The organism is Azoarcus indigens, from assembly GCF_004361735.1.
Taxonomy (GTDB): Bacteria; Pseudomonadota; Gammaproteobacteria; order Burkholderiales; family Rhodocyclaceae; genus Azoarcus; species Azoarcus indigens.
Genome location: NZ_SNVV01000008.1, coordinates 106,324 through 133,255 on the forward strand (window position 1 = coordinate 106,324; position 26,932 = coordinate 133,255).

The 26,932-nt window shown below is 67.1% G+C and carries 21 protein-coding genes; 9 read left to right on the forward strand and 12 right to left on the reverse strand.

Going from position 1 to position 26,932, the window contains the following annotated elements; genetic code table 11:
• Positions 1–21: 21 nt before the first annotated feature.
• From C7389_RS10925 to C7389_RS10955, 7 genes are all read right to left on the reverse strand, one after another.
• Positions 22–2,076 carry a sodium:solute symporter family protein gene (locus C7389_RS10925; RefSeq protein ID WP_133591281.1) on the reverse strand — a complete coding sequence of 685 codons (2,055 nt, stop codon included), beginning with the start codon at positions 2,074–2,076 and terminating at the stop codon, positions 22–24.
• Positions 2,077–2,101: 25 nt separating this feature from the next.
• Entirely contained in the window at positions 2,102–4,270 is a 2,169-nt protein-coding gene (locus tag C7389_RS10930; RefSeq protein WP_133591283.1) for a 3'-5' exonuclease, read from the reverse strand.
• Between the two features lie 8 nt (positions 4,271–4,278).
• Complete coding sequence (locus C7389_RS10935; RefSeq protein WP_133591285.1) at positions 4,279–4,653, reverse strand: response regulator transcription factor; 375 nt, start codon at positions 4,651–4,653, stop codon at positions 4,279–4,281.
• A gap of 86 nt (positions 4,654–4,739) precedes the next feature.
• Entirely contained in the window at positions 4,740–7,481 is a 2,742-nt protein-coding gene (locus C7389_RS10940) for a sensor histidine kinase (protein WP_133591287.1), read from the reverse strand.
• 13 nt (positions 7,482–7,494) lie between these two features.
• Positions 7,495–7,692 (reverse strand): hypothetical protein, encoded by a 198-nt coding sequence (locus tag C7389_RS10945; protein WP_211168269.1) that lies wholly within the window; start codon positions 7,690–7,692, stop codon positions 7,495–7,497.
• 201 nt (positions 7,693–7,893) lie between these two features.
• Positions 7,894–9,867, reverse strand: coding sequence for an acetate--CoA ligase (gene acs, locus C7389_RS10950; RefSeq protein WP_133591291.1), 1,974 nt, complete (start codon positions 9,865–9,867; stop codon positions 7,894–7,896).
• A gap of 282 nt (positions 9,868–10,149) precedes the next feature.
• Positions 10,150–11,451 (reverse strand): MFS transporter, encoded by a 1,302-nt coding sequence (locus tag C7389_RS10955; RefSeq protein ID WP_133591293.1) that lies wholly within the window; start codon positions 11,449–11,451, stop codon positions 10,150–10,152.
• Between the two features lie 492 nt (positions 11,452–11,943).
• On the opposite strand from C7389_RS10955, the gene C7389_RS10960 reads away from it, so the two are divergent.
• A complete protein-coding gene (locus C7389_RS10960; protein ID WP_133591295.1) occupies positions 11,944–13,476 on the forward strand; it encodes a fumarate hydratase in 1,533 nt (510 codons plus the stop codon).
• A 170-nt stretch (positions 13,477–13,646) separates the two neighbouring features.
• On the forward strand, positions 13,647–16,334 hold the full coding sequence (locus C7389_RS10965) for a sensor domain-containing protein (protein WP_133591297.1): 2,688 nt from the start codon (positions 13,647–13,649) through the stop codon (positions 16,332–16,334).
• Positions 16,335–16,336: 2 nt separating this feature from the next.
• Here the strand turns inward: C7389_RS10965 and C7389_RS10970 are convergent, their stop codons facing one another.
• Together C7389_RS10970 and C7389_RS10975 are read right to left on the reverse strand one after the other, a co-directional pair.
• The gene (locus tag C7389_RS10970) at positions 16,337–16,573 is read right to left on the reverse strand and encodes a hypothetical protein (RefSeq protein WP_133591299.1); all 237 of its coding nucleotides are present in this window, start codon (positions 16,571–16,573) and stop codon (positions 16,337–16,339) included.
• A gap of 260 nt (positions 16,574–16,833) precedes the next feature.
• Positions 16,834–17,745, reverse strand: a complete 912-nt coding sequence (locus C7389_RS10975; RefSeq protein ID WP_246034710.1) for a LysR family transcriptional regulator — start codon at positions 17,743–17,745, stop codon at positions 16,834–16,836.
• A 140-nt stretch (positions 17,746–17,885) separates the two neighbouring features.
• Here C7389_RS10975 and C7389_RS10980 point away from each other — a divergent pair, with 140 nt between their 5' ends.
• The 7 genes from C7389_RS10980 (at position 17,886) to C7389_RS11015 (ending at position 24,834) form a co-directional block, all read left to right on the forward strand.
• Entirely contained in the window at positions 17,886–18,923 is a 1,038-nt protein-coding gene (locus C7389_RS10980) for a cupin domain-containing protein (RefSeq protein ID WP_133591301.1), read from the forward strand.
• A gap of 24 nt (positions 18,924–18,947) precedes the next feature.
• Positions 18,948–19,658 carry a fumarylacetoacetate hydrolase family protein gene (locus C7389_RS10985; protein ID WP_133591303.1) on the forward strand — a complete coding sequence of 237 codons (711 nt, stop codon included), beginning with the start codon at positions 18,948–18,950 and terminating at the stop codon, positions 19,656–19,658.
• A 168-nt stretch (positions 19,659–19,826) separates the two neighbouring features.
• Positions 19,827–21,020, forward strand: coding sequence for a 3-hydroxybenzoate 6-monooxygenase (locus C7389_RS10995; RefSeq protein ID WP_133591305.1), 1,194 nt, complete (start codon positions 19,827–19,829; stop codon positions 21,018–21,020).
• A 103-nt stretch (positions 21,021–21,123) separates the two neighbouring features.
• Entirely contained in the window at positions 21,124–21,765 is a 642-nt protein-coding gene (gene maiA, locus C7389_RS11000; protein WP_211168267.1) for a maleylacetoacetate isomerase, read from the forward strand.
• Between the two features lie 65 nt (positions 21,766–21,830).
• Complete coding sequence (locus C7389_RS11005) at positions 21,831–22,817, forward strand: TRAP transporter substrate-binding protein (protein ID WP_133591309.1); 987 nt, start codon at positions 21,831–21,833, stop codon at positions 22,815–22,817.
• A 239-nt stretch (positions 22,818–23,056) separates the two neighbouring features.
• Positions 23,057–23,560 (forward strand): TRAP transporter small permease, encoded by a 504-nt coding sequence (locus C7389_RS11010; RefSeq protein ID WP_133591311.1) that lies wholly within the window; start codon positions 23,057–23,059, stop codon positions 23,558–23,560.
• Complete coding sequence (locus tag C7389_RS11015) at positions 23,557–24,834, forward strand: TRAP transporter large permease (protein ID WP_133591313.1); 1,278 nt, start codon at positions 23,557–23,559, stop codon at positions 24,832–24,834. Before C7389_RS11010 ends, C7389_RS11015 begins: the two co-directional genes overlap by 4 nt.
• A gap of 53 nt (positions 24,835–24,887) precedes the next feature.
• Here the strand turns inward: C7389_RS11015 and C7389_RS11020 are convergent, their stop codons facing one another.
• Genes C7389_RS11020 through dmpG form a run of 3 tightly spaced genes read right to left on the reverse strand, consistent with a single transcriptional unit; the run spans position 24,888 to position 26,927 of the window.
• The gene (locus C7389_RS11020; RefSeq protein ID WP_281275378.1) at positions 24,888–25,097 is read right to left on the reverse strand and encodes a 2-hydroxymuconate tautomerase; all 210 of its coding nucleotides are present in this window, start codon (positions 25,095–25,097) and stop codon (positions 24,888–24,890) included.
• Between the two features lie 10 nt (positions 25,098–25,107).
• Complete coding sequence (dmpH, locus tag C7389_RS11025; protein ID WP_133591317.1) at positions 25,108–25,896, reverse strand: 2-oxo-3-hexenedioate decarboxylase; 789 nt, start codon at positions 25,894–25,896, stop codon at positions 25,108–25,110.
• Entirely contained in the window at positions 25,893–26,927 is a 1,035-nt protein-coding gene (gene dmpG, locus C7389_RS11030; RefSeq protein WP_133591319.1) for a 4-hydroxy-2-oxovalerate aldolase, read from the reverse strand. The genes dmpH and dmpG overlap by 4 nt, the downstream gene beginning before the upstream one ends.
• Positions 26,928–26,932: the final 5 nt, after the last annotated feature.

Genomic DNA, 26,932 nt, shown 5'->3' on the forward strand with positions numbered 1-26,932 from the left:
GCGGCAATCGCGGGCGGGGAATCAGGGCTTCTTCACCGCCCCTTCCTCCTGCTCCGGCAGGTGCGGATAGCGCACGTAATCCACCAGATCCTGGATCTCGCGGGGTGGCGGTCTGGTGCATAGACTGACCAGCACGATCACCGCGAAGCCCAGCGGCACGCCGAACACACCGGCCGAAATGGGGTTGATGTCGAACCAGGCGTTGGCCGTGGAACCGCCGAAGAAAGGATGGGTGCGGAAGGCGTAGTAGAGGGTGACGCTCAGCCCGGCCACCATGCCGGCCACCGCACCGGGGCGGTTGGCGCGCTTCCAGAAGATACCCAGCACCAGCGCCGGGAAAAAGGCGGCGGCGCCGATGGAGAAGGCGAAGCCGACCATGAACAGGATGTTGTCCGGCCGCAGCGAGGCCACCCAGGCGGCAACCGCCGCCACCACCAGCAGCTGCGACTTGGAGATGACCAGGCGGCGGTGGGTGGAGGCGCGCGGGTTGATCACCTTGTAGTAGAGGTCGTGCGACAGCGCGTTGGAGATGGTCAGCAGCAGACCGTCGGCGGTGGACAGCGCCGCCGCCAGCCCGCCGGCGGCGACCAGCCCGGAGAACACATAGGGCAGGCCGGCGATCTCCGGCGTGGCGAGCAGGATCACATCGGTGTTCAGGCTCAGTTCCGCCAGCTGCAGGATGCCGTCGCCGTTGATATCGTCTATGCGCACCAGGCCGACCTTGCCCCAGGACGCCACCCAGCTCGGCAGCACCGCCAGGCTGGAACCGACCACGTTGGTATACACCTCCCACTTGGCAAACACCGCGTAGGCCGGTGCGGTGACGTAAAGCAGGAAGATGAAGACGATGGACCAGAACACCGAGCGGCGGGCATCCGCCACCCCCGGTGTGGTGTAGTAGCGCGCCAGCACATGGGGCAGCGCGGCGGTGCCAACCATGAGCACGAAGACCAGCGCCAGGAAGTTGTTGCGCTTAGCGACCGACTCCTCCTCCGTCACCCCGGGATGCGCCTCGGCATGGCGCGGCGGCGGCCGGGCGCGCTCCAGCGCCTCGGCGCGGGCGCGCTCCCAGGCCACCCTGGCGTCCTCCGGCGAGCGCGGCAGGTCTCGCAGCGCGCGCTCGGTGAGGGCGATGTCGCGCGCCGGCGCGCTATCCGCGCGCAGCTGGTGCAGGCGCTCGATCAGACCGCGCCGCTCCGCATCCAGCGACTCCGGCAACGTGGAGATCTTGGTGCCGTAATCCTCGGCCCGGTAGCGGTACATGCTGCGCACCTCTACCTCCTCCGGCGCATCGAACAGCATCTCCTCCCGCTGCGAAAGCTCGCTCAGCACCGCGCCATAGGCTGCCTGCGGGATCGGTACACCGGTGAGCTTGTAGGAAAGGATGCCGACCGGCACCAGGTAGGCAATCATCAGGATCACGTACTGCGCCACCTGGGTCCAGGTGACCGCCCGCATGCCACCGAGGAAGGAGCACACCAGGATGCCGGCGAGGCCGACGAAGAGGCCGATCTCGAACTCCACGCTGACGAAGCGGCTGGCGATCAGGCCGACGCCGTAGATCTGCGCCACCAGATAGACGAAGCTCGCCAGGATGGTGGCGCCGATGCCGACCAGCCGGGCGACGTTGCCCTCGTAGCGGGCGCCGAGGAAATCCGGAATGGTGTATTGGCCGAACTTGCGCAGATAAGGCGCCAGCAGCAGCGCCACCAGCACGAAGCCGCCGGTCCAGCCGGTGACGAAGGCCAAGCCCTCGAAACCGGTGAAGTAAAGCGTGCCGGCGAGGCCGATGAAGGAAGCGGCGCTCATCCAGTCGGCCGCGGTCGCCATGCCGTTGAACACTGCCGGCACCCGGCGGCCGGCGACATAGTATTCGCTGACGTCGCTGGTGCGGCTCATGACGCCGATGCTGGCGTAGATGGCCAGCGTGACGAACAGGAAGACATGGCCGATGGCGCGCTGCGATAGGCCGAACTGCTCCGCCACTGCCAGCAGGCCGACGAAGAAGACGAAAGCCACGGTGTACCAGACGTAGTAGCGCCGCAGCCGGCCGGCGAAAGTCGTCGGCCCTCTCATGCCCGCCGCGCCTCCGCCCGCGCCATCAGTAGCGCACCCTGGCGTAGTAGGACTGCTCTGCCGCCTCGCGCGCCTGGCGCAGGGTGACGATGCCCTTCGCTGCCAGCAGCGGCACCAGCGCAAGAAAGACCTCGGCGGTCACCAGCGCATCGCCCACCGCGGTATGGCGGCCCACCACTTCCACCCCCAGCAGTTCGGCGATGGCCTCCAGCCGGTGTGATTCCTGGTTGGGGTGGATCACTGCAGACAGCAGCAGGGTGTCCAGCACCGGCTGGTCGAAGCGCAGGCCGGTCGCCGCCTCCTTGAGCTGGAGGAAGCGCATGTCGAAGGCGGCGTTGTGGGCGACCAGCACGGTATCCGCGGCGAAGGCATGGAAGGCGGGCAGCACCGTCGCGATGGCCGGCCGGCCGGCCAGCATGTCGGCGGTGATGCCGTGCACCTTGACCGACTCCGGGTCGAGCGGCCGGCCGGGGTCCATCAACTGCTCGAAGGCCTCGCCGCGCAGCAGCTTGCCGTTGACGATGCGCACTGCGCCGATCTGGATGATCTCGTCGCCCTGGGAGGGGTTGAGGCCGGTGGTCTCGGTATCGAATACCGTGTAGGCCAGTTCGGCCAGCGGCCTGTCGTCCAAAGCACGAGAGCGCTCCGACCAGCTGAAGAGGTCGAAGTCGTAGTACTCCGGCCGCCCCTCGCCCGCCGGGTAGGCAGGCACCTCCTGCGCCACCTGGGGCACCGCGGCGGGCAACGCGATGCGGAAGAAGGCGCGGTGGCGCACCTTCTCACGCTCCATCCACATCTCCCCATCGTGGCGTTCGATCACGTCGCGCACCGACAGCGGGCTGCTCTCGCCGGCGAACTGCATCGCCTCCAGCTCCCAGCTCATCACCGTTTCGGTACTCATCGCCTGCCCGGACCAGATCATGTCCAGGTGCACCAGCCGGCCGTTGGGAACGAGGCGGAAGCGCACCTCCCGCACTTCGAACTCGTCCGACAGCCGGTGCGCCAGATAGGTGAGCGCCTGCAGCAGGGAGAAACTGTCCACCTTCAGCCACAGGCCTTCGTCCACCTCCTCCAGCTTGGTAGGCAGCGACACCATCTGCTCGATGCGGCGCTGCGCCGCGGCGACCAGGTCGGCGCCCAGCATTTCCTCCAGGGGCCAGCGTGCCTTCAGGGAATCGGCGAACTCGGTGGCGGTGCGGTCCAGCAGCTGGCTCATGGCCTGGACCTCGTCGCGGATCACCTTGCGGAAGCGTTCGCGCAGCTCTTCCTGCAGGTCGGCGTAATCCAGCATCTCGGCGGCGGCCCTCACATTGGCCAGCGCCGCGCGGTTGCCCTCGGTAAGCGTATGCAGCATCTGGTCGCGGCGCGATTCGGTCTCGAAATTACGGGTGATGTTGTCCAGCAGCAAGATGAAGCCGCTGACCTCGCCGCCGGCCACTACCGTGCCCGCGCCGCCGGGCAGCACCGGCGCCATCTGCACCCGCAGCAGCTGGCCGCTGCGGGTGGTGGTGACGAAGTGGGTTACCGCCTGTATGCCCCGCTGCAGCCGGTGTCGCACGGTTTCCAGCGCATGATCGACCAGGGCGCGGTCGAACACGGTGTAGATGGAGCGGCCCAGCCCGAGCAGTTCGCCGCCGCCGGCCGCCGCCGGCGCATCGGACAGCGCGCGGAACTGCTGCCGCGCATGGCCGTTGTAGAGCAGCACCCGGCCTTCCAGGTTGCAGACGATGACGCTCTGGGTCAGCTCGGACATCAGCGCCGCAAGGCGATTCTTCTCCTCTTCCACCGAGTTCATCGCCGCGCGGATGCGCTCGGCCACATCGTCCTCCAGGCTGCGGCGATGTTCCGCCAGGGCGTTGATGGTCTCCACCAGGGCCCGCACCTCCGGGCTACCCGCGACGCCGACCGGCCGAGCGGCGCCAGTGCTCAGCAGCACCCGCGCCTCTTCGGCCAGGCGCGCCGGCAGGGCGACGTAGTTGCGGTGCAGCTGCCTCACCACTGCGATGGCGCACACGGCGGCAAGGGCGAGGAATACGAACATCAGGCCAACGCGAGGCGCCAGCAGGCCGGCGAGCGCATGACGCTCTTCAGCGGAGAGATCCACCCACAGGATGCCGCCGACGGCGGCGACGGTGAGAAGCAGGAAAACGGGGACCGCGAGGGTGGCCAGGGTCAGCCGGGCGCGGGGGCTCATTGCCCGGCTCACGCCTCCATGCCCAGCAGGCTGCGCACCCGGGCGACCAGCTCGCGGGTAGAGAAGGGCTTGGTCATGTAGGCGTCCGCGCCCAGCGCCAGTCCCTTGGCCACCTCGGTATCGCGGCCCTTGGCGGTCAGCATCAGGATGCAGGTGGCTTGGGTCTTGGGGTCCGCCTTGATCTCCTGGCAGACCTCAAAGCCGCTCTTCTTCGGCATCATCACGTCCAGCAGCACCAGATCGGGCTGCTCGGCACGAATGCAGCGCACCGCCTCATCGCCATCATTCGCCACCAGCACTTCGAAGCCTTCGCGCTTCATCAGGAATTCGAGTGAAATGACGATGTTTTGCTCGTCATCCACGATCAGTATTTTCTTCGTCATCCTTGCCCCTCCCCCTGCATTCTATGTGAAGCCCCGCGCCCGCAGGCGCATGCTTCCTTTCATCAGCCCGCCGGCGCCGGCCGCCCTCAGGCCGCCCGCGTTACCGGCGCGAGCGGCAGCGTGAATGAGAACGTGACGCCTTCTCCGGGCACCGAATTCATCCACAGGCGGCCACCGAAGTGTTCGATGATCTGCCGGCTGATCGGCAAACCGAGGCCGGTGCCTTGCGGCCGTGAGCGCTCGTTGCCGCCCTGGCGGAAACGCTGGAAGATCACCGCCTCCAGCCCCGGTTCGATGCCGGGGCCGTTGTCCGCCACATCCACCCGGAAGCCCTCGGCCTCCGTTCGCAGGGTCACCCTGACGCGCCCCTCTCCCGGCGTCAGGAACTTCGCTGCGTTGGACAGCAGGTTCAACATCACCTGCAGCAGGCGATCATGGTCCGCCAACAGTGACGGTACCGTGTCCGGCAGATCCAGCTCGACCTCGGCCTGCCGCTCGCGGAACAGCTGCGCGGTCGTTTCCACCGCCTGCAGCACCAGCTGACGCATATCCACTTCGGAATTGTGCCATTCGGCATGGCCGGATTCGATCTTGGCCAGGTCCAGCACCTGATTGACCAGCCGCGTCAGCCGCTCGGTTTCCGAGACGATGATGCCGAGAAAGCGCCGCCGGTCTTCCAGGCCGATCCGGGGATCGTCGTGCAGCATCTCGGAAAAGGCCCTGATCGACGTCAAGGGCGTGCGCAGTTCGTGGGTCACCGAGGACATGAAGTCGTCCTTGAGGCGGTCCAGCTCGGTCAGCCGCTCATTGGCCAGGCGCAGTTCGGCGGTGGCCGCCTCAAGTTCGCGCGACTTCTCCTCCAGCCGGTGTGAGTAGGCGCGGACCTCGGAGGCCTCGTCCAGGATGTCCATCACCTCCTCCAGCCGCAGCGGTGCCTCCTGCACCACGGTGGACACCATGACCCGCGCCGACGCGCTGCCGATGGCCCCGGCGAGCAGGGTCTCGGCGAAGTGCACCAGTTCGGCATCCGCTTCCAGCTCGTTCATGTCGCTGACGCCGCGCGCCTGCGCATAGGCCTGGAAGGCCTGCTCGGTGCGATGGCGGCCGAGGAAGCGCGCCACCAGCGGCACCAGCTCGCGCGCCTCCACCCCGCCGCGCCAGAAGCTGGCCCGCGGCGCCTCGCCCTGGCGCAGCGCGTCAACGAACAGCGTCGCCTGGCTGGCCTCCGCCGCCGAGGGTTCGCGCAGCAACGACACCACGCCGTAGCAGGCGATGTTGGCCAGCAGGCTCCACAGCAGCGCATGGCTGATGTTGTCCAGCCCGCCCAGCCCGAACAGCGACTCCGGCTTCAGCCAGGCCATGCCCCCCAGGCCATGGTCGAGAAAGCTTGCATCCAGCCAACCCGACTTGGCGAAGGACGGCAGCAGCAGGGTGTAGCCCCACACCAGGAAACCCGCCAGCAGCCCGGCCAGCGCGCCCTCGCGGGTACCGCCGCGCCAGTACATGCCGCCCAGCATGGCCGGCGCGAACTGCGCCACCGCGGCGAAGCTGATGAGGCCGATGCTGACCAGCGCGTAGGCCTCGCCCGCCAGCCGGAAATAGAGATAGCCCAGCATCAGGATGCCGACGATGGCGCCGCGGCGTATGCCCAGCAGCAGGCCGGTGAGGTCGCGCTGGGCGCCGGTGCCGAGGTGGCGCCAGCGCAGCAGCACCGGCATCACCAGATCGTTGCAGACCATGGTGGACAGCGCGATGGTTTCGACGATGACCATGCCGGTGGCGGCCGACAGCCCACCGATGAACACGAACAGCGCCAACCCCTCGTAGCCGTGGGCCAGCGGCAGCGTGAGCACGAAGGTATCCGGGTCCACCGTGCCACGGCCGAAATGCAGCAGGCCGCCCAGGGTGATGGGGATCACGAACAGGTTGATCGCCAGCAGGTAGGCGGGAAACAGCCAGGTGGCGCGGCGCAGGTGGGCCTCGTTCACATTCTCCACCACCGCGATCTGGAACTGCCGCGGCAGGAAGAACAGCGCCAGCATCGCCAGCAGCACATGGGCGAACCAACCGCCGTGGCCGATGGAACTGCCGCCATCGAACACCAGCAGGCCGGCCAGCTCCGGTTGCGCCGCCGCCCGCTCGTAGAGGTCACCGAAACCGTCATAAAGCCCATAGGTGACGAACACACCCACGGCGACAAAGGCCGCCAGCTTGATCACCGACTCGAAGGCGATCGCCGCCACCATGCCCTCGTGGCGCTCGGTGGCATCCAGGTGGCGGGTGCCGAACAGAATGGTGAATACCGCCAGCGCCAGCGCGATGTAGAAGGCGCCGTCCTCCAGCCAGTTGGCACCGGCAGACGAACTGAAAAGGCCGTCGTGCGAGCCCAGCAGCACCGTGTAGCCGCTGGAGATGGCCTTGAGCTGCAGGGCGATGTAGGGCACCACGCCGACCACCGCGATGATGGTCACCAACCCGCCCAGCAGGTGGCTCTTGCCATAGCGCGAGGCGATGAAGTCGGCGATGGAGGTGATGCGCTGGGCCTGCGCGATGCGGATCATCTTCAGCAGCAGCAGCCAGGACAGCGTCAGCCCCAGCGTCGGCCCCAGGTAGGTGGGCAGGAACCAGACGCCGCCGGACGCGGCACGGCCGACGCTGCCGAAATAGGTCCAGGCGGTGCAATACACCGCCATCGACAGCGCGTAGGTCCACGGGTTGGCGATCAAGGAGCGGCCCCGGTCGGCGCTGCGGTCGCCCAGGTAGGCAACGGTGAACAGAACCAGCAGATAGGCGCAGGAGGCGCCGATGATGACCGCGCCGGAAATCATCGCGGACAGCCCGTCACCGTGCGCCCCTTTCGGCGATCCAGGCCACCAGGGCGATCAGCCCGCCCCAGCAGACGAAGAGATAGACGTGCAGCAAAGGCAGCCCGAACACCTGCAGCGGGCGGTCGAACAGCGACAGCAAGGGATAGTTGAACAGCAGTACGCCGGCAATGAACACGGCGACCAGGCGTTGCCCGGCGAGACCTTTGCGCATCATTCGCCCCGGTGATGATGGCGGTCCGTGATTATAGGTGGTGTCGCCTCCGGCCAATGCCGGAGACGACCCCGAAAAGAAGCGCATCTTGGCGTGCGCCTTCTTTGCTCCCCCTCCCGGCCCGGCTGCATGGCCGGACTTTCTCCGTAAGACGGTACCGGAGCCGCCGGCCTTGCACCGGCCGGCCCCGCAGGCCCGGGCTTAGCCCGCGCTCTGCTTCAACTGCTCGAGGATGGCCGGGTTTTCCAGCGTGGAGGTGTCCTGGGTGATGTCCTCGCCCTTGGCCAGCTGGCGCAGCAGGCGGCGCATGATCTTGCCGGAGCGGGTCTTGGGCAGGTTCTCGCCGAAGCGGATGTCCTTGGGCTTGGCGATCGGGCCGATCTCCTTGCCCACCCAGTTCTGCAGCTCCTTGATCATCGCCTTGGCGTCCTCGCCGGTGGGGCGCTGGCCCTTCAGCACGACGAAGGCAACGATGGCTTCGCCGGTGACGTCGTCCGGACGGCCGACCACCGCCGCCTCGGCCACCTTCTCGTGGGCAACCAGCGCGGACTCGATCTCCATCGTGCCCATGCGGTGGCCGGAGACGTTCAGCACGTCGTCGATACGGCCGGTGATGGTGAAGTACCCGGTGTCCTTGTCGCGGATGGCGCCGTCGCCCGCCAGGTAGAGCTTGCCCTTGAAATCTTCCGGGTAGTAGGACTTCTTGAAGCGGTCCGGATCGCCCCAGATGGTGCGGATCATGGACGGCCACGGGCGCTTCACCACCAGGATGCCGCCCTGGCCGTTCGGCACTTCGGTGCCGGTCTCGTCCACCACCGCGGCCTGGATGCCGGGGAAAGGCAGCGTGCAGGACCCGGGCACCAGCGGCGTCGCGCCCGGCATCGGCGTGATCATGTGGGCGCCGGTCTCGGTCTGCCAGAAGGTATCGACGATGGGGCAACGGCCGCCGCCGACGTTCTCGTAATACCACTCCCAGGCCGCCGGGTTGATCGGCTCGCCCACCGAACCCAGGATGCGCAGGCTGGAAAGGTCGTACTTGCTCGGGTGCAGCGACGGGTTGTTGTCGGCGGCCTTGATCAGCGAGCGGATCGCCGTCGGCGCGGTGTAGAAGATGGTGACCTTCAGGTCCTGGATCATGCGCCAGAAGCGGCCGGCATCCGGGTAGGTCGGCACACCTTCGAACACCACCTGGGTGGCGCCGCAAGCCAGCGGGCCATAGGCGATGTAGCTGTGGCCGGTGACCCAGCCGATGTCGGCGGTGCACCAGAAGATGTCGGAGGGCTTGATGTCGAAGGTGTATTGCATCGACAGCACTGCCTGCAGCAGGTAGCCGCCGGTGGAATGCTGCACGCCCTTCGGCTTGCCAGTGGAACCGGAGGTGTAGAGCAGGAACAGCGGGTGCTCGGACTCCACCCATTCCGGCTCGGCGGTATCGGCCTTGCCTTCGATCAGGTCGGTGTACCAGATGTCGCGGCCGGCGGTGAAGCCGACCTCGGCGCCGGTGCGCTTGACCACCACCACCTTCTGCACCGACTCGCAGCCGCCCAGCGACAGCGCCTCGTCGGCGATCGGCTTCAGCGGCAGGCCCTTGCCGCCACGGAACTGACCGTCGGCGGTGATCACGACGGAAGCCTGGGTGTCGTTGATGCGGTCGCGCAGCGCCTGGGCGGAGAAGCCGCCGAACACCACAGAGTGGGTCGCGCCGATACGGGCGCAGGCCTGCATGGCGACGATGCCCTCGATGGACATCGGCAGGTAGATGACGACGCGGTCGCCCTTCTTCACGCCCAGGTCGCGCAGGCCATTGGCCAGTTTGCACACGCGGCCCAGCAACTCCTTGTAGGTGACGCGGGTCACCCGGCCGTCGTCGCCTTCGAAGATGATGGCGACCTTGTCACCCAGCCCGCGCTCGACGTTGCGGTCTAGGCAGTTGTAGGAGGCGTTGATCTTGCCGTCGGCAAACCACTTGAAGAAGGGCGCGTTGCTCTCGTCCAGCACCTGGGTGAACGGCGTGTGCCAGGTCAGCGCTTCGCGGGCACGGCGGGCCCAGAACCCTTCGTAGTCGTCCGCCGCTTCCTTGCACAGGGCGCGATACGCGTCCATACCCGGTACCGCAGCATTCTTCACCACTTCTTCCGAGGGGTTGTAGATGCGTACCTGCTGTTCGTTGGACATGCTCACCTCTCCTCAACGTGACTGATGGTCGATTCAGACCGTGTTCTGTCGGCAGCGGAACTCGGCGGTTCCCGTCCGCGACCGGTCGGTTCCGGCTGCACTCCGCACCACCGGGGTGCGGGATAGAGGGCATTGAAGAACAGGTATCTTACACAGGACTTACAGGCTGACGCAGGGGTTTTTCACCCCGCAGCGCACAATGCCATTTGGATTGACGCACCAAAATCGGGCAAAAAAAGACCGGCCAGGGCCGGTCTTTCCTATGCTGGATCGATGCGCCGGTCAAGCCTTCCCCGGCTCCCGCCGAAGGAGATAGATACCCACCAGAAAACCCACGCCACATAACGCGGCGACGTAATACGCCGGCCCCAGCGGATCTGCCTTGAGCATCAGCGACACCACCATGGGCGTCAGGCCGCCGAAGATGGCGTAGGAGAGGTTGTAGGAGAAGGACAACCCGGAAAAGCGCACCTTGGCCGGGAAAGCCTTCACCATTACATATGGCACTGCACCAATTACCCCCACGCACAAACCGGTCACCGCGTAGAGCGGAAACAGCAGCTCGGGATGGGTGTGGAGGCGGGTGTAGAACAGCCAGGAGACGACCGCCAGCAGCAGACTGCCGACGACGAAGGTGCGCCCGGCGCCAACCCGGTCGGCGATGGCGCCGGAGGCGGTACAGCCGATGCTCAGCAGCACGATGGCCAGGCTGTTGGCCTGCAGCGCGGTAGCCGCATCGAAGTGGTACACCGTCTGCAGCACGGTGGGCGTCATCAGGATCACCACCACGATGCCGGCGGACAGCACCCAGGTGAGCAGCATCGACACCACCACCGCGGCACGATGCTCCCGCACCACCGTCTTCAGCGGAATCTCTTCGGCCAGCGCCTCGCGCTGCTTCAGTTCGGCGAATACCGGCGTCTCTTCCAGCCAGCGCCGCAGATACACCGACAGCAGGCCGAACACCCCGCCGGCGATGAAGGGGATACGCCAGGCGTAGGCGGCAACCTCTTCGGCGATGAACACGGTGTTGATCAGCGTCGCCATCAGCGAACCCAGCAGGATGCCGGCGGTGAGGCCGCTGGTGAGCGTGCCGCAGGCATAGCCGACGTGCTTGGAGGGCACGTGCTCCGCCACGAACACCCAGGCGCCCGGCACTTCGCCGCCAATGGCAGCCCCCTGCACGACCCGCATGAGCAACAGCAGTAACGGCGCGGCAATGCCGATCTGGGCGTAGGTGGGCAACATGCCCATCACCAGCGTGGGCACCGCCATCATGAAGATGCTCAAGGTGAACATCCGCTTGCGGCCCAGCATGTCGCCGAAGTGCGCCAGCACGATGCCGCCCAGCGGACGAGCGAGATAGCCGGCGGCGAAGATGCCGAAGGTTTGCAGCTGTCGCAGCCATTCCGGCATGTCGGGCGGGAAGAAGAGCTTGCCGACGACGGTGGCGAAGAAGACGAAAATGATGAAGTCGTAGAACTCGAGTGCGCCGCCCAATGCGGAGAGGGACAGCGTCTTGTAGTCGCCGCGCGTCAGTGGACGCGCAGGAGCGGGAACATCCTGGGAAAGAGCGGACTGCATGATCGGGCGGAAGGGGCATGCTTCGTGAGGAAAGCCGAGAAGAATAGCAGAAACGCCAGTCACTTACCGAAGCGCCCCCCCTTCTTCAAGCTGGTCAGGTCCTGTCTTGCCGCCGCGCCGCGTGCCGGTCCGGGACAACCGCAAGCGGGGGGCTCAGTCACCGCTGGCTAGGTAAACTCGTCCAGCCTCCTCGCCCCACCGCCGCGGCCCTGCACGCCGCCTCGGCGCGAGCGCGGGCCGGAGAAGAAAGAGGCTTCTACCAAAGGGACTCCAGGCCCCTCCTGTCCTGCGCGTACGGCGCCCCTCTCGACCGACCAAATGGGTGCGCCCCATCTCGCCCAAGCAAGAGGCGACGCCGTTGGTTCCCTATGCGCTGCATCTGCTTCGCGCCACAATCATCAGCCCGGGTTTTCCCTAGGGCCGCCGGTGCTAAAATCCCGCGGTTTGCCCCCACTACGTTCTTTTCGTTCCCATCACCCCGGAGACCTCGCCATGACCGTGATTCGCGAAGAAGACCTCATCCAGTCCGTCGCGGATGCCTTCCAGTACATCAGCTACTACCATCCGCTCGACTACATCAAGGCACTGGGTGAGGCCTGGGAACGGGAAGAGAGCCCGGCGGCGAAGGATGCCATCGCCCAGATCCTCACCAACTCGCGCATGTGCGCCGAGGGCCACCGCCCCATTTGCCAGGACACCGGCATCGCCGTGGTCTTCCTCAAGGTCGGCATGAACGTGCAGTGGGACGCCAGGATGAGCGTCCAGGAGATGGTCAACGAGGGCGTGCGCCGCGCCTACAACCACCCGGACAACAAGCTGCGCGCCTCGGTGCTGCTCGACCCGGCCGGTGCCCGCAAGAACTCCAAGGACAACACCCCCGCCGTGGTGCATTACGAGATCGTTCCCGGCGACCATGTGGAAGTCACCTGTGCGGCCAAGGGCGGCGGCTCGGAGAACAAGTCCAAGATGGCCATGCTGAACCCGTCCGACTCGCTGGTGGACTGGGTGCTGAAGACGGTGCCGACCATGGGCGCCGGCTGGTGTCCGCCGGGCATCCTCGGCATCGGCATCGGCGGCACGCCGGAGAAGGCGATGCTGATGGCCAAGGAATCGCTGATGGCGCCGGTGGACATCCACGAGCTGCGCCAGAAGGCCGCCTCCGGCGCCGCGCTGAGCCGCGTCGAGGAACTGCGCCTGGAACTGATGGAGAAGGTGAACGCGCTGGGCATAGGCGCCCAGGGCCTGGGCGGCCTCACCACCGTGCTGGACGTGAAAATCCTCGACTACCCGACGCACGCCGCCTCCCTGCCGATCGCGATGATCCCCAACTGCGCCGCCACCCGCCACGTCCACTTCGAACTGGACGGCTCCGGCCCGGCAAAACTGGAAACGCCCCGCCTGGAAGACTGGCCGCAGGTCACCTGGACCGCCGACACCAACGTCGCCACCCGGGTGAACCTGGACACGCTGACCAAGGAAGAAGTCGCCGCCTGGAAGCCGGGCCAGATCCTGTTGCTGAACGGCAAGATGCTCACCGGCCGCGACGCCGCCCACAAGCGCATCCAGGACATGCTGGCCAAGGGCGAGAAACTGCCGGTGGACTTCACCAACCGCGTCATCTACTACGTCGGCCCCGTCGATCCGGTACGTGACGAAGTCGTCGGCCCGGCCGGCCCCACCACCGCCACCCGCATGGACAAGTTCACCCGCATGATGCTGGAGCAGACCGGCCTCATCTCCATGATCGGCAAGTCCGAGCGCGGGCCCGTTGCCATCGATGCCATCCGCGACAACAAGTCCGCCTACCTGATGGCGGTCGGCGGCTCCGCCTACCTGGTGTCCAAGGCCATCAAGGAGGCCAAGGTGGTCGGCTTCGCCGATCTGGGCATGGAAGCCATCTACGAATTCACCGTGCAGGACATGCCGGTGACGGTAGCGGTGGACTCCAGCGGCACCAGCGTGCACAACACCGGCCCGAAGGAATGGCAGGCCAAGATCGGCAAGATTCCGGTCGCGGTCGCCTGATCCGGCGCCTCTACGGCCCCAGCAAAGCCCGGTGGAGCGATCCACCGGGCTTTTTTCTTGCCCGGCCGGTTCGCGGCCGGCGCCAAATACCCCTACCGGCAACGCACATTAGCTGACATTTTCTTACGGGATACCCGGCTGTATTTACCTGCCGCCGTTGATTGACCAGAATGGGAAGTCTTCTCGTCCAGGCCATCGCGAACATCGTGCACTCCGCCCGTCGCACCCGTCTCCTGTACGGGATCTGCATCTTCGCCAACCTTGGCCTGCTGGCGGCCGCCGGGCTGGCGGCCTCCGGTCCGCTGGCGGGCTGGCCCACGAGCGCCCTGCTGGTCTGTCTGCTGCTGGCCTTCTCCGCCGCCACGCTGGGACTGGTGCGGCTCTTCGCCATCCCCAAGGCAGTCAGCACCACGCTCTCTGCCGCCCTGCGCCAGTTCGAACCCTTCGCCCAGCGCAGCGCCCTCGGCCTCAGCCTGGTGGATCTGCATGGCCGGGTACGCTACATCAACCCGGCGCTCGCCCGGCTGGTGGGCGAAGACAAGCCGCAGGACGCGGTCGGCCGCCGCATCAACACCTACTACCCGGAAGCCCAGCAGCGCCGGCTGGACGAAGAGATGCTTCCCTGCCTGGTGGAGCATGGCCACTGGGAGGGCGAGTTCGAATTGCTGTGCGGCGCCCACGCCCGGGTACCGGTGGAGGAGCAGGCCTTCCTGCTGCGCGACGGCGAGGGCCTGCCCCGGCTCATCGTCGCCATCTATCGCGATCTGCGCGAACAGCGCCGCACCGAGCAACAACTGGGTGACGAGCAGGCGCTGCACGAGCAACTCGTCGGCGTCCTGCCCGGCATCTACTGCGTGCTCGACGAAAGCGGCCGGCTGCGGCGCTGGAATCCCAACCTGGAGCGCTACACCGCCTGCACCACCGCCGAACTGTGCGGACAACTGCTGGCGGACCTGTTCGAGCCGGAGGATGGCGCCGAGATCACCGCCACGCTGAAGCGCGCGCTGAGCAATGGCCACGCCGAAGTGGAAACCGCCCTCACCCAGCGCGACGGCGGCCGTGCGCCCTTCCAGCTCTCGGCGCACCGCGCGGTGCTCGGCGGCCGCATCCACCTGCTCTGCTTCGGCCTGGACACCGCCGAGCGCAGCCGCGCGGATGCCCGCCTGCGGGTGCTCGGCGGCGTGTTCGAACACAGCCGGGAAGCCATCCTGGTGACCGACGCCGGCAACCGCATCATCGCCGTCAACCCCGCCTTCACCACGCTGACCGGCTACCAGCCGGAGGATGTGCTGGGGCAAGACCCCGGCTTGCTCTCTTCCGGCACCACGCCACCCGCGCTCTACCACGGCATGTGGCACGAGCTTCATCGCAAAGGCCACTGGGAAGGCGAGATCTGGGACAGGCGCAAGGACGGCAGCCTGTACCCCAAGTGGCTCAGCATTGACGTGGTGCGTGCCGCCAGCGGCGAGATTTCCCACCACATCGCCTGCTTCCACGACCTCTCCGAACGCAAGGAAGCGGAAGACCGCATCCGCCACCTCGCCCATCACGACGCCCTCACCGGCCTGCCCAACCGCCGCGCCTTCGTCGCCCGGCTGGCCGAGGCGCTGAGCGCGGCGCGCACCCAGGGCAGGCCGCTGACGGTCATGCAGATCGACATCGACCGCTTCAAGCGCATCAACGATCTCTGCGGCCCTGCGGTGGGCGATCAACTGCTGGTCGAACTGTCGCTACGCGCGGCCGATTGCGTCCAGGGCGGGGGCGCGGTGGCCCGCCTGGGGGGGGACGAGTTCGCGGTGCTGCTTGCCGGGGCCAGGCCGGCGGAGGAGATCGAGGAACTCGCCGACAAGCTGCTGCAGCGGCTGCGCGCGCCCTGCCTCGTCGGCAGCGAGGTGTTCGAGCTGACCGCCAGCATCGGCCTCAGCCGCTATCCGGAAGACGGCGACGATGCCGCGGTGCTGCTGCGCCACGCCGAAACCGCGGTACAGCACGCCAAGGCCCAGGGCCGCAACCGGCTGCAACGCTTCGCGCTTGGCCTGGACGCCACCTCCGCACTCGCCCTGCTGCAGGAAAACCGCCTGCGCGAAGCGCTGCGCGCCGGCCGCCTGCTGCTGCACTACCAGCCGCTGATCGATCTCGACAGCGGCGAAGTGCGCAGGGTGGAAGCGCTGGTGCGCTGGAACGATCCGGTGGAGGGGCTGATTCCGCCGGAACGTTTCATTCCCCTCGCCGAAGAATGCGGGCTGATAGACGCCATCGGCGCCTGGGTGGTGGATGAGGCATTGCGCCAGCTTGCCGAATGGCATCGTCAAGGGCTGGACTGGCTGAAGATGGCGGTCAACCTGTCCGCCTGCCAGCTCGAATCCCGGGAACTGCCGCAAGCCATCGCCGAAGCGCTGGCGCGCCACGGCCTCAGGCCTTCACACCTGGAACTGGAGATCACCGAATCGGCCGCGCTGCGCGATCCGGAAAACGCTGCCCAGGTGCTGACGCGGCTGAACGGCATGGGCGTGGCGCTGGCGCTGGACGATTTCGGTACCGGCTATTCCTCGCTGTCCCATCTCAAGCTGCTGCCGGTGGCCAGCCTGAAGATGGACCGCTCCTTCGTGCGCGGCATCGACTCCGACCCGGAAGACGCCGCCATCTGCGCCGCCACCATCGCCCTCGCCCATGAGCTGCAGTTGAACGTGGTGGCCGAGGGCGTGGAGAACGCCAGCCAGCTGGACAAGCTGAAGCGCCTGGGCTGCGACCTCGTCCAGGGTTTCCACTTCAGCCATCCGTTGGAAGCCGACCGCCTGGCCGCCCTGCTGGGCAGCGGCGCGCGGCCGTGGCTGAACGGAGGAGCCGCCGCCAGCTGAGGTCAATCGAGGTTGTAGGAGGGAGACAGGTCCCAGAGGTACTTGCCGGACAGGAACTGCAGGCGGCGCAGGGCCAGCGGCGTCAGACGACAGTCTTCGAAGCACTCGATGTTGCTGTTGAAGCTGCCGATCTCCACACCCAGGTTGACCAGTTCTTCCCGATCAGGCTCGAGGGCGTATATATCGCCCCGGTAAGCCGCAGGAACGCGGCGGTTACCGCCATATTGCGTAGCCATCATCGTCTCTCTCCGTGCCGGTTGTTCGTGCTGCCGGCTCATCATGCATACCTCAAGCGGACGAGGGCGCGAAGTACATCACGCTTCCCTCACCGTAGAAGCACATTGGCCGACAAGCGGCGACTGCACCCCATACGAATAAATTTCGCCCAAAAAGATTCTTTCGGTATCGAATTTCGGCGAAATGACTGCTTCATGCCACGTTAAGCAGAACACCAACCGGCAGAAAACGAGCCGACAGCCGGTCAACGTCCGACACTGTCCTACGCTGGCGGCAAGCCGGCCAGCAGCGCGGAGATCACACCGCGCAGCCAGCGGTTGCCAGGGTCATGATGGTAACGCTCGTGCCAATGCTGCTTGACTGCGTAATCGGGCAGTTCGAAGGGCACCGGGAAGATGCGGAAGCGCCCTCGCCCGGCCAGCACCTGGCCCAGCCGCAACGGGATTGTCACCAGCATGTCCGTATGCTCAACGACAAACGACACGCCCAGAAAGTTCGGCACCCGCAGGGCGACACGACGGTTGATGCCCTGGCGAGCGAGCTCCTTGTCCACGATCAGGTGGCCGGTGCCGGAACTGCTGACCACCGCATGCTCCTCGCGCTCGAAGTCCGCCAGCGTCAGCACTTCACCTATGCGCGGGTGATCCATGCTGGCGAGGCAGACGTAGTTCTGCCGGAACAGGGACTGCTGGTAGAAACCCGCCTCCAGCTGCGGCATGAAGCCCAGCGCCAGATCCGCCTCGCCGGACTCCAGCTGCCGGGCGGTCTCCGCCGACAGGTGGGCGATGTCGATGCGCACGCCGGGCGCCGCCTCGCGCAGGTGCGCCCACAGTGACGGCAGCAGCACCAGCTGGCTGATGTCGGTCATGCAGATGCGGAAAGTCCGCTCGGCGGTCGCCGGCTCGAAGGCGTTGCGATAGCCGAAGGCGGCGCCCAGCGCATCGATGGCCGCGCGCACCGGCCGCACCAGTTCCTCGCCCAGCGGCGTCGGCTCCATGCCGGCCGAAGTGCGCACGAACAGCGGGTCGCCGAAGTGTTCCCGCAGCTTGGCCAGCGCGATGCTCACCGCCGGCTGGCCGAGGCCGAGGTTGTCGGCGGCACGGGTCACGCTGCGCGTCTTGTAGATCTCGTCGAACACATTGAGCAAACGGATTTCCAGGGTCTGCACCGCCACCTCTATTCGAATTTCGAATGAAATGCATTGGTATCACTGCATGGATCAAATGTCGACGGCCGGCTAAATTCCGTCCAACAACGAAACGCCGCAGCCCTGCCAAGACAGCGGCCAGCGGCCCCGACAAAGGAGGAGCAGACATGCTGGAACTCGGCCGCCTGGACGATTTGCCGCTGGAGTATCGCGAAGCACTCACGGCCCACAACCTGGTGCCGCTATGGCCCAGCCTGCGGGCGGTGCTGCCGCCGGGCAAGCCGGGCCCGCGCACCAAACCCACCCACTGGTCCTACGAAACCCTGCGCCCGCTGCTGCTGCGCGCCGGCGAGCTGACGCCCATCGAGAAGGCCGAGCGCCGGGTGCTGGTGCTGGCCAACCCCGGCCACGGCCTGGACAAGATGCAGGCCAGCTCCTCGCTTTACCTCGGCATGCAGTTGCTGCTGCCAGGCGAGTTGGCCCCCTCCCATCGCCACACGCCGAACGCGGTGCGCATGATCGTGGAAGGCGAAGGCGCCTACACCACGGTGGATGGCGAGAAATGCCCGATGAGCCGCGGCGACCTCATCCTCACTCCCACCGGCCTGTGGCACGAGCACGGCCACGACGGCAACGAGCCGGTGGTGTGGCTGGACGTGCTGGACCTGCCGCTGGCCTACTACCTCGAAGCCTCCTACGTCACCGAAGGCCAGCCGCAAACGGTGAAAGGCCTGAGCGCGGAGCGCGCCTACCAGCGCGGCGGCGTGGTGCCCTCGCCGGTGTTCGCCCGCAGCGACAAGCGCTACCCGATGCTGCGCTACCCCTGGCAGGAAGTGCGCAGCGCGCTGCTCAAGCTCGCCGAAGCGCAGCCGGACATCGAAGCGGTACAGGTGGCCTATGTGAATCCGGAAACCGGCGGCGACTGCGAGAACATCCTCGGCTTCTTCGCGCTGATGCTGCGCCCCGGCGAAACGCTGGCGCTGCCCGCCCGCTCGCCGGCGGCGGTGTTCCACCAGATCGAGGGCGGCAGCCAGGTGGATATCGAAGGCACCGCCTTCACCCTGGCGGAAGCGGACACCTGCTGCGCCCCCGGCTACTCCCGGGTGACGTTGAAGAACCGCAGCGCCGACCGCCCCGCCTTCCTGTTCATCGCCGACGAATCGCCCCTGCACAAGAAGCTCGGCTTCTACGAAGTCCGCGCCTGAATCCCCAACGGAGTACGAGACCCCATGTCCCAAGCCACCTACCTCTGGACCCCGCCCGCCCCGCCTTCCCTGCCGGTGCGCGGCCGCAGCGAACGCCTGCCGGTGAACCGCATCTTCTGCGTCGGCCGCAACTACCACGCCCATGCGCTGGAAATGGGCGCGCCGGTGGACAAGGCCAGCGCCCGCCCCTTCTACTTCACCAAGACGCCCTCCGCCCTGGTCGAATCCGGGGCCACCGTGCCCTACCCCTGCGGCACGCAGAACTACCACTACGAGATGGAACTGGTGGTCGTCATCGGCAAGCCGGGCTTCCGCGTCCCCAAGGCGGAGGCGTCCGCCCTGATCTACGGCTACGCCGCCGGCCTGGACATGACCCGCCGCGACCTGCAGTTGGTCGCCCGCGACAAGGGCCGGCCGTGGGACCTGGGCAAGGACTTCGAACTCTCCGCCGTGTGCGCCGAAGTAGTGCCGGCCGAAGGCCTGGGCGTGCTCGCCGAAGGCGCCATCGAGCTGAAGGTGAATGGCGAGACCAAGCAGAAGTCCGACCTCGCCATGCTGATCTGGAACATCCCGGAGATCATCGCCGACCTGTCGGAGTTCTATCACCTGCAACCGGGCGACCTGATCTACACCGGCACGCCGGAAGGGGTGGGCGCGGTGAAGTCGGGAGACCGCATCAGCGGCAGCGTGGCCGGCGTCGGCGAAATCGCGCTGACCATAGGCCAGCCGGAGTAAATCCCGGGCCGGCCGGGCGACCTCCGCCCCGCCCGCCCGTTTTTCCCGCGCCGCCGGGCCTCGCAGGCCGCCCAACTCCGCCTGCCCAGTCCGCCAACCCGCCGGCGCGGGAAGACGGCCCCCGCACGCCCGCGCGGCGCGTAAAACGCGCAACGAGGAGACAACAGCATGAGCAGCCAACACCCAGTCATCATCGCCGGCGGCGGCATCGGCGGCCTGGCCGCCGCCCTCGCCCTGGTGCGCCAGGGCTTCGAAGTCCTGGTGCTCGAACAGGCGGCGGAGATCGGCGAGATCGGCGCCGGCATCCAGCTCGGCCCCAACGCCTTCCATGCCTTCGATGCCCTCGGCATCGGCGAGAAGGCGCGCGGCCGCGCGGTCTACACCGACTACATGGTGATGCACGACGCCCTCGACGAATACCAGGTCGGCAAGATTCCCACCGGCGAAGCCTTCCGCAAGCGCTTCGGCAATCCCTACGCGGTGATTCACCGTGTCGATGTGCATCTGTCCCTACTCGAAGGCGCGCAAGAGACCGGCAAGGTGAGGTTCATTACCTCGACCCACGTCGAGCGCGTGGAACAGGACGATCAGGGCGTCACCGTGATCGATGCCAAGGGCAACCGCTTCCGCGGCATCGCGGTGATCGGTGCGGACGGCGTCAAGTCGGCGGTGCGCCAGCAATATGTGAACGATCCGCCCCGGGTCACCGGCCATGTCGTCTACCGTGCGGTGATCGACAAGAAGGACTTCCCCGAGAACCTGCAGTGGAACGCCGCCAGCATCTGGGTCGGCCCCAACTGCCACCTGGTGCACTACCCCTTGCGCGGCGGCGAGCAATACAACGTCGTCGTCACCTTCCACAGCCGCAAGCAGGAAGAATGGGGCGTCACCGAAGGCAGCCCGGAAGAGGTGCAGAGCTACTTCCAGGGCATCTGCCCCAAGGCCCGCCAGTTGATCGACCTGCCCAAGAGCTGGAAGCGCTGGGCCACCGCCGACCGCGAGCCGATCGGCCAATGGACCTTCGGCCGCGCCACCCTGCTCGGCGACGCCGCCCACCCCACCACCCAGTACATGGCGCAGGGCGCCTGCATGGCGCTGGAAGACGCGGTGACGCTGGGCGAAGCGCTGCGGGCGCACAACAACGACTTCGAGAAGGCCTTCGACCTCTACCAGCGCTCCCGCATCGCCCGCACGGCCCGCATCGTGCTGTCCTCGCGGGAGATGGGCCGCATCTACCACGCCAAGGGCGTGGAGCGCCTGGTGCGCAACGACCTGTGGAAGGGCCGCACACCGGAACGCTTCTACGACGCCATGGAGTGGCTGTACGGCTGGAACGTCGACAACTGCCTCGCCAAGGACTGAACCAGACGCAAGGCCATCGCGCCGAAACCCCGGCCTCCCGAGGCCGGGGTTTCGGCATGTCGGCATTGCCTTCCCCGTTTCATGACAAGAGAGTGAAGCCATGATGAAGCTGCACAACTTCTTCCGCAGCGGCACCTCCCACCGCCTGCGCATCGCCCTCAACCTGAAAGGCATCGGGTATGACTATGTGGCGGTCGACCTGCGCACCGAGGAACACCTCGGCGCCGCATTCAAGGCCATCAATCCGCAGCAACTGGTGCCGGCGCTGGTCGATGGCGATCTGACGATGATCCAGACCCCCGCCATCATCGAATGGCTGGAAGAGCGCCACCCTACCCCACCACTGCTGCCTTCCGACCCGGACGACCGCGCCCGGGTACGCGCGCTTGCGGCCATCGTCGGCTGCGACATCCACCCGATCAATAACCGCCGCATCCTCGAATACCTGCGCAAGCAGTTCGGCCAGGATGAAATCGCGGTGCAGGCCTGGTGCGCCACCTGGATCGAAGCCGGCTTCGCCGCGCTGGAGACCCTGCTCGCCGCCGATACCCGCCGCGGCCGTTTCTGCTTCGGCGACACGCCCGGGCTGGCGGATGTCTATCTGATCCCGCAGGTGGAGAGCGCGCGCCGCTTCAAGGTGGACCTGAGCCCCTATCCCAACATCGTCGCCATCGACTCGGCCTGCGCCGAACTCGACGCCTTCCGCCGCGCCGAGCCCGCGCACCAGCCCGACGCCCCGGCCTGAATCCCTGCCGACGATTTCCAACAAGCATGCGCAGCATGCAAAAAACCCCACCAGGAGGAGATACGATGAGAAAAGGATTGATACGCGCGCTCAGGAGCGCCACCACCGCCGGTCTGTGCGCCCTGGCCTTCGGCGCCACCAGCGCCTCGGCGCAGGCGCTCAAGCTGGGCCACATCACCCCGCCCAGCCACGTCTGGCACCAAGTGTCGGAGAAGATCGCCACCGATCTCGAGAAAACCTCCGGCGGCAAGATGAAAATCGCCGTCAGCCCGCTGCAGAAGCTGGGCAACGAGGCCCAGATGATCAATCTGATGCAGGCCGGGGCGATGCAGTTCGGCGTGTTCACCGTCGGCGGACTATCCAATCGCGAGGAGTCCTTCCTCGCCTGGTCGCTGCCTTACACCTTCCGCGACGTCGAGCACGCCACCCGCGCAGCCTCCTCTCCCGCCGCGCGGGAAATGCTCAAGCGGCTGGAAGCGCACGGCATGGTCGGGCTGGGCTACGCCTTCGCCGGCATGCGCCACGTGCTGTCGCTGGAGCCGGTGAAGTCGCCCAAGGACCTTGCCAACAAGAAGATCCGCTCCTTCCCCAGCCCGATCTACAACGACTGGTGGACCGCCAACGGTGCCGCGCCGACCGCACTGCCGCTGTCCGAAGTGGCTCCCTCGCTGACCACCCGGCTGCTGGACGCGGTGGACGTGGACCTCGATGCGCTGGTCGGGCTCAAGTTCCACCAGCAGGCGCCCAACCTCACCCTCACCAACCACATGGCTTTCCCGGCCGCCATCGTGGTGTCGAAGAAGTGGTGGGACGCTCGCAGCGACACCGAGCGCGACATGATCCGCAAGGTCATCGCCGACGCCGAAGCCTGGGGCTACAAAGCCGCGATCGAAGCCGACAAGAGCAATCTCGACAAGGCCAAGGCCGACGGCGCCAAGGTGATCGACGCCGACATCAAGGCCTTCCAGGCGGTGGGTGGCGGGGTGCGCGACAAGTACACCGCGCGCAACCCGCTGATCGCCGACTTCTACAAACAGGCGCAGGACCTGTAAGCCACGGCCGGCGCCCGGACCACGCCCTGTTGCTGCCCGCCCGCACGCCGGGCGGCCACAGGGCGCGCGCCGTGCACATCCTGCCGCCGCCAGCCTGCGGCAATCGAGCCGGCAAGCGGGCAAGAGAAACCGTTCACCGCCAGCCCTGCGGCCGCATCCGGCCTGTCCCGCGCCCGCCGTGACCACAGTACCGACGACGGGCAGCCGCCCGCCTGGCTGCCCAACCCCGAGAGAGAAGCATGTTCATCCACGCCCTGATCCAGTCCCTGGACCGCGCCCTCGCCAGCGTCGAACGCCTGGTCGCAATCGCGCTTACCGCCGCGCTCACCGCCATCATGATCGCGCAGGTGATCCTGCGTTACTTCTTCAACGCGCCGCTGTTCTGGGCCGAAGAAATCGCCGTCCAGCTGCTGGTGTTCATCACCCTGATCGGCCTGTCGCTGCTGGTACACGGCGGCCAGCTCGTCACCATCGACTTCCTGCCGCGGGCCCTCGGCCCGCGCGGGCGCGGCCTGCTTGCGGTCGTGCTCGGCCTCGGCTTCCTGGTGCTGCTGGCCTTCATCGCCAAGCTCGGCTGGGACTGGGTGATGCGGGCCGACGTGCGCCTGGAACTGGGCGCCACCACCCAGCTGCCACGCTGGTACAACTACGCGCTGCTGCCGGGGGCGATGCTGGCAATGGCCTTCCACCAGTTCGCCGCGGTGCTGCGCCAGGTGCGCGGGCTGGCGGGAGCGCGCGCATGATCACGCTGATCGTCTTCTTCGCGCTGCTGTTCTGCGGCTTCCCCATCTTCGGCGCCATCCTCGCCGGCGCGGTGGTGTTCATGGCCACCAACGACCTGGCGGTGCTCTACGACTCCATCCCCATCCAGTTCTACGGCGCGCTCGAGATCAACGGCCTGCTCGCGATCCCGCTCTTCATGCTGGTCGGCGAGATCATGAACCAAGGCGGCCTCACCCAGCGCCTCATCGCGGTGGCCGAGGTGCTCGTCGGCCGCTTCAAGGGCGGGCTGGCCTACGCCAACCTGATCACCAATGCGATGGCCGCCTCCATCCTCGGCTCGGCCGTTGCGCAGATCGGCGTCATGAGCAAGGTGATGATTCCGGAGATGGAGAAGAAGGGCTACGACAAGGCCTTCTCCGGCGCGGTCACGGTCTCCGCGGGGCTGCTCGGGCCCATCATTCCGCCGTCGATGCTGATGATCATCTACGGTGTCGTGGCGGTGCAGCCGATCGCCCCGCTGTTCATCGCCGGCATCGTGCCCGGCCTGCTCATCGTCGCGGTGCTGGCCGGCGTGATCCTGCTCTACGGCCTGTTCGGCTCCCAGCTGCCGGAAGGCTCGCCCACGCCGCTGCGCGACAGTTGGGGCACGCTGGCCGCCGGCATCGCCCCCGGCCTGATTCCGGCGGTGGTCATCGTCGGCATCATGAGCGGCGCGATGACGCCGACCGAGTCGGGCGCGGTGGCCTCGCTGATCGCGCTGGTCCTCGGTTTCCTCTACCGCGAACTGAAGCTGGCCGACCTGCCCGGCATCCTGCGCAGCGTGGCGGTGAACACCGCCACCATCACCGGCCTGATCGCCGCCGCCTCGGTGTTCAGCTGGGTGCTCGCCTTCCAGGGCGTACCCGACCAGCTGGTGGCCTTGATCGCCGGCGTGACCGACTCACCGGTCGTGTTCCTGCTGCTGGTGACGCTGCTGATGCTGGTGCTGGGCATGTTCCTGGAGAGCATCAGCGTGCTGATCGTTGTCGTGCCCATCCTGATGCCGGTGGTGACTGCGCTGGGCGTAGACCCCATCCAGTTCGGCGTGGTGTGCACCATCGCCACGGTGATCGGCATCGTCACTCCGCCGGTGGGCCCCGGCCTGTACATCGCCATGGTCCAGGCCGACATGCCGATGGGTCCGCTGTTCCGCGCCACCGCGCCTTTCCTCGCGGCGGTGCTGGCGGTATTGATTGCCATCTGCGCCTTTCCGGCGCTGTCCACCTGGCTGCCCGCACTAGCCACCGCCAACTGAGAAAACGGACGCGGCCCCGGATGAGGCCGCGCCGCCCCCAGGGCCGAACGAAGTCAGCGGCCGAGGTCTTTCGCGGTCTGGCCGGCGATGCCCCAGTTGGCCTTGGGCACCTCGTGTATCCACACCCGCACCCGCTCGCGCGGCGTATCGACCGCCTCGACCAGCGCCTGGGTAACCTTCTCGATCACCGCGCGCTTCTCATCCTCGCTACGGCCTTCCAGCAGATAGATCTGGGCGAACGGCATGTCGCGGCTCCTTGTAATGTCGCGGCGCTCAGCGGAAACGCACCGACGTTGAACCCAGGCCCTGCACCCGCAGCGTGACCGCGTCGCCCGCCTGCACCGCGACCGCCTCGGTGATGCCGCCGGAGAGGATCAGCGTGCCGGCGGGAATCTCCTCGCCCCGCTCGCCCAGCATGTTCGCCAGCATGGCGACCGCCGCCGCCGGATGGCCCAGCACCGCGGCACCGGCGCCGAAGGCCACCGGCTCGCCGTTCTTCTCCAGCACGATGCCTGTCGTGCGCAGGTCCAGCCCGGCGACGTCGCCCATGCGGCCGCCGACCACGAAGCGGCTGGAGGAGCAGTTGTCCGCCACCACGCTCTTGAGGTCGAACTTGAAGTCGCGGTAGCGGCTGTCGATGATCTCGATGGCCGGGATCACGAAGTCGGTGGCGGCCAGCACCGCGGCGATGTGGCAGCCCGGCCCGCGCAGCGGCGCCTTGGTGACGAAGGCGATTTCCGGCTCCACCTTGGGATGGATCAGCTTGCCGGTGTCGATCTCGCCGCCGTCGGCCACGCTGAAGTAGTCGGCGAGGAAGCCGAACACCGGCGTTTCCACCCCCATCTGCTTCATCTTGGCGTGGGAGGTGAGGCCAGCCTTGAGGCCGACGATGCGGGCGCCGCGCGCGATCTTGCGGCGCTTGATCTCATCCTGGATGGCGTAGGCGTCGTCCCAGTCCATGTCCGGATGATCGTCGGTGATCTTGGGCGTGTCCTGCGCCTGCAGCTCGCAGTTCTCGAGACGGATGGCGAGCTGTTCGATGACTTCCTGTGCGAGCTTCATGCTGCGACTCCTTGCCGTGCCCTGGCCAGGGTGATGGCCGTATCCTCGATCATGTCCTCCTGCCCGCCGACCATGCCGCGCCGGCCCATCTCCACCAGGATCTCGCGCGCCGGCACGCCGTACTTCTTCTCCGCCCGCTTGGCGAACAGCAGGAAGGAGCCGTATACCCCGGCATAGCCCAGCGTCAGCGCATCGCGGTCGATGCGGATCGGGAAGTCCATGATGGGCACCACCAGGTCCTCGGCCACGTCCTGGATCTTGAACACGTCCACGCCCGTCTCGATGCCCATCAGCGCGCACACCGCCACCAGCACTTCCATCGGCGTGTTGCCGGCACCCGCGCCCAGGCCGGCGGCGGCGGCATCGATGCGGGTGGCGCCGGCCTCGATGGCGGCAATGCTGTTGGCCACCCCCATGGCGAGGTTGTGGTGGCCGTGGAAGCCGAGTTCGGTTTCGGGCTTGAGCGCCTCGCGCACGGCGGCGATGCGGGCCTTCACCGTGTCCGGCAGCAGGTGGCCGGCGGAGTCGGTGACGTAGATGCAGTTGGCGCCGTAGCCTTCCATCAGCTTCGCCTGCTTGACCAGGCCTTCGGGGCTGTTCATGTGGCTCATCATCAGGAAGCCGACGGTGTCCATGCCCAGCTTGCGCGCCATGCCGATGTGTTGTTCGGAGACGTCGGCCTCGGTGCAGTGGGTGGCGACCCGCAGGGTGTTCACGCCGAGTTCGTGGGCGCGCTTGAGGTGTTCGACGGTGCCGATGCCGGGCAGCAGCAGCGCGGAGACCTTGGCCTGTTTCATCAGCGGGATGACGGCGCCGAGGTATTCCTCGTCGGTGTGGGCGGGGAAGCCGTAGTTCACCGAGCTGCCGCCCAGGCCGTCGCCGTGGGTGACTTCGATCAGCGGGATGCCGGCGGCGTCCAGGCCGCAGGCGATGGTCTGCATCTGCTCCAGCGTCATGAGGTGGCGCTTGGGGTGCATGCCGTCACGCAGGGTCATGTCGTGGACGGTGATCTTCTTGCCGTGAAGCGTCATGGTTG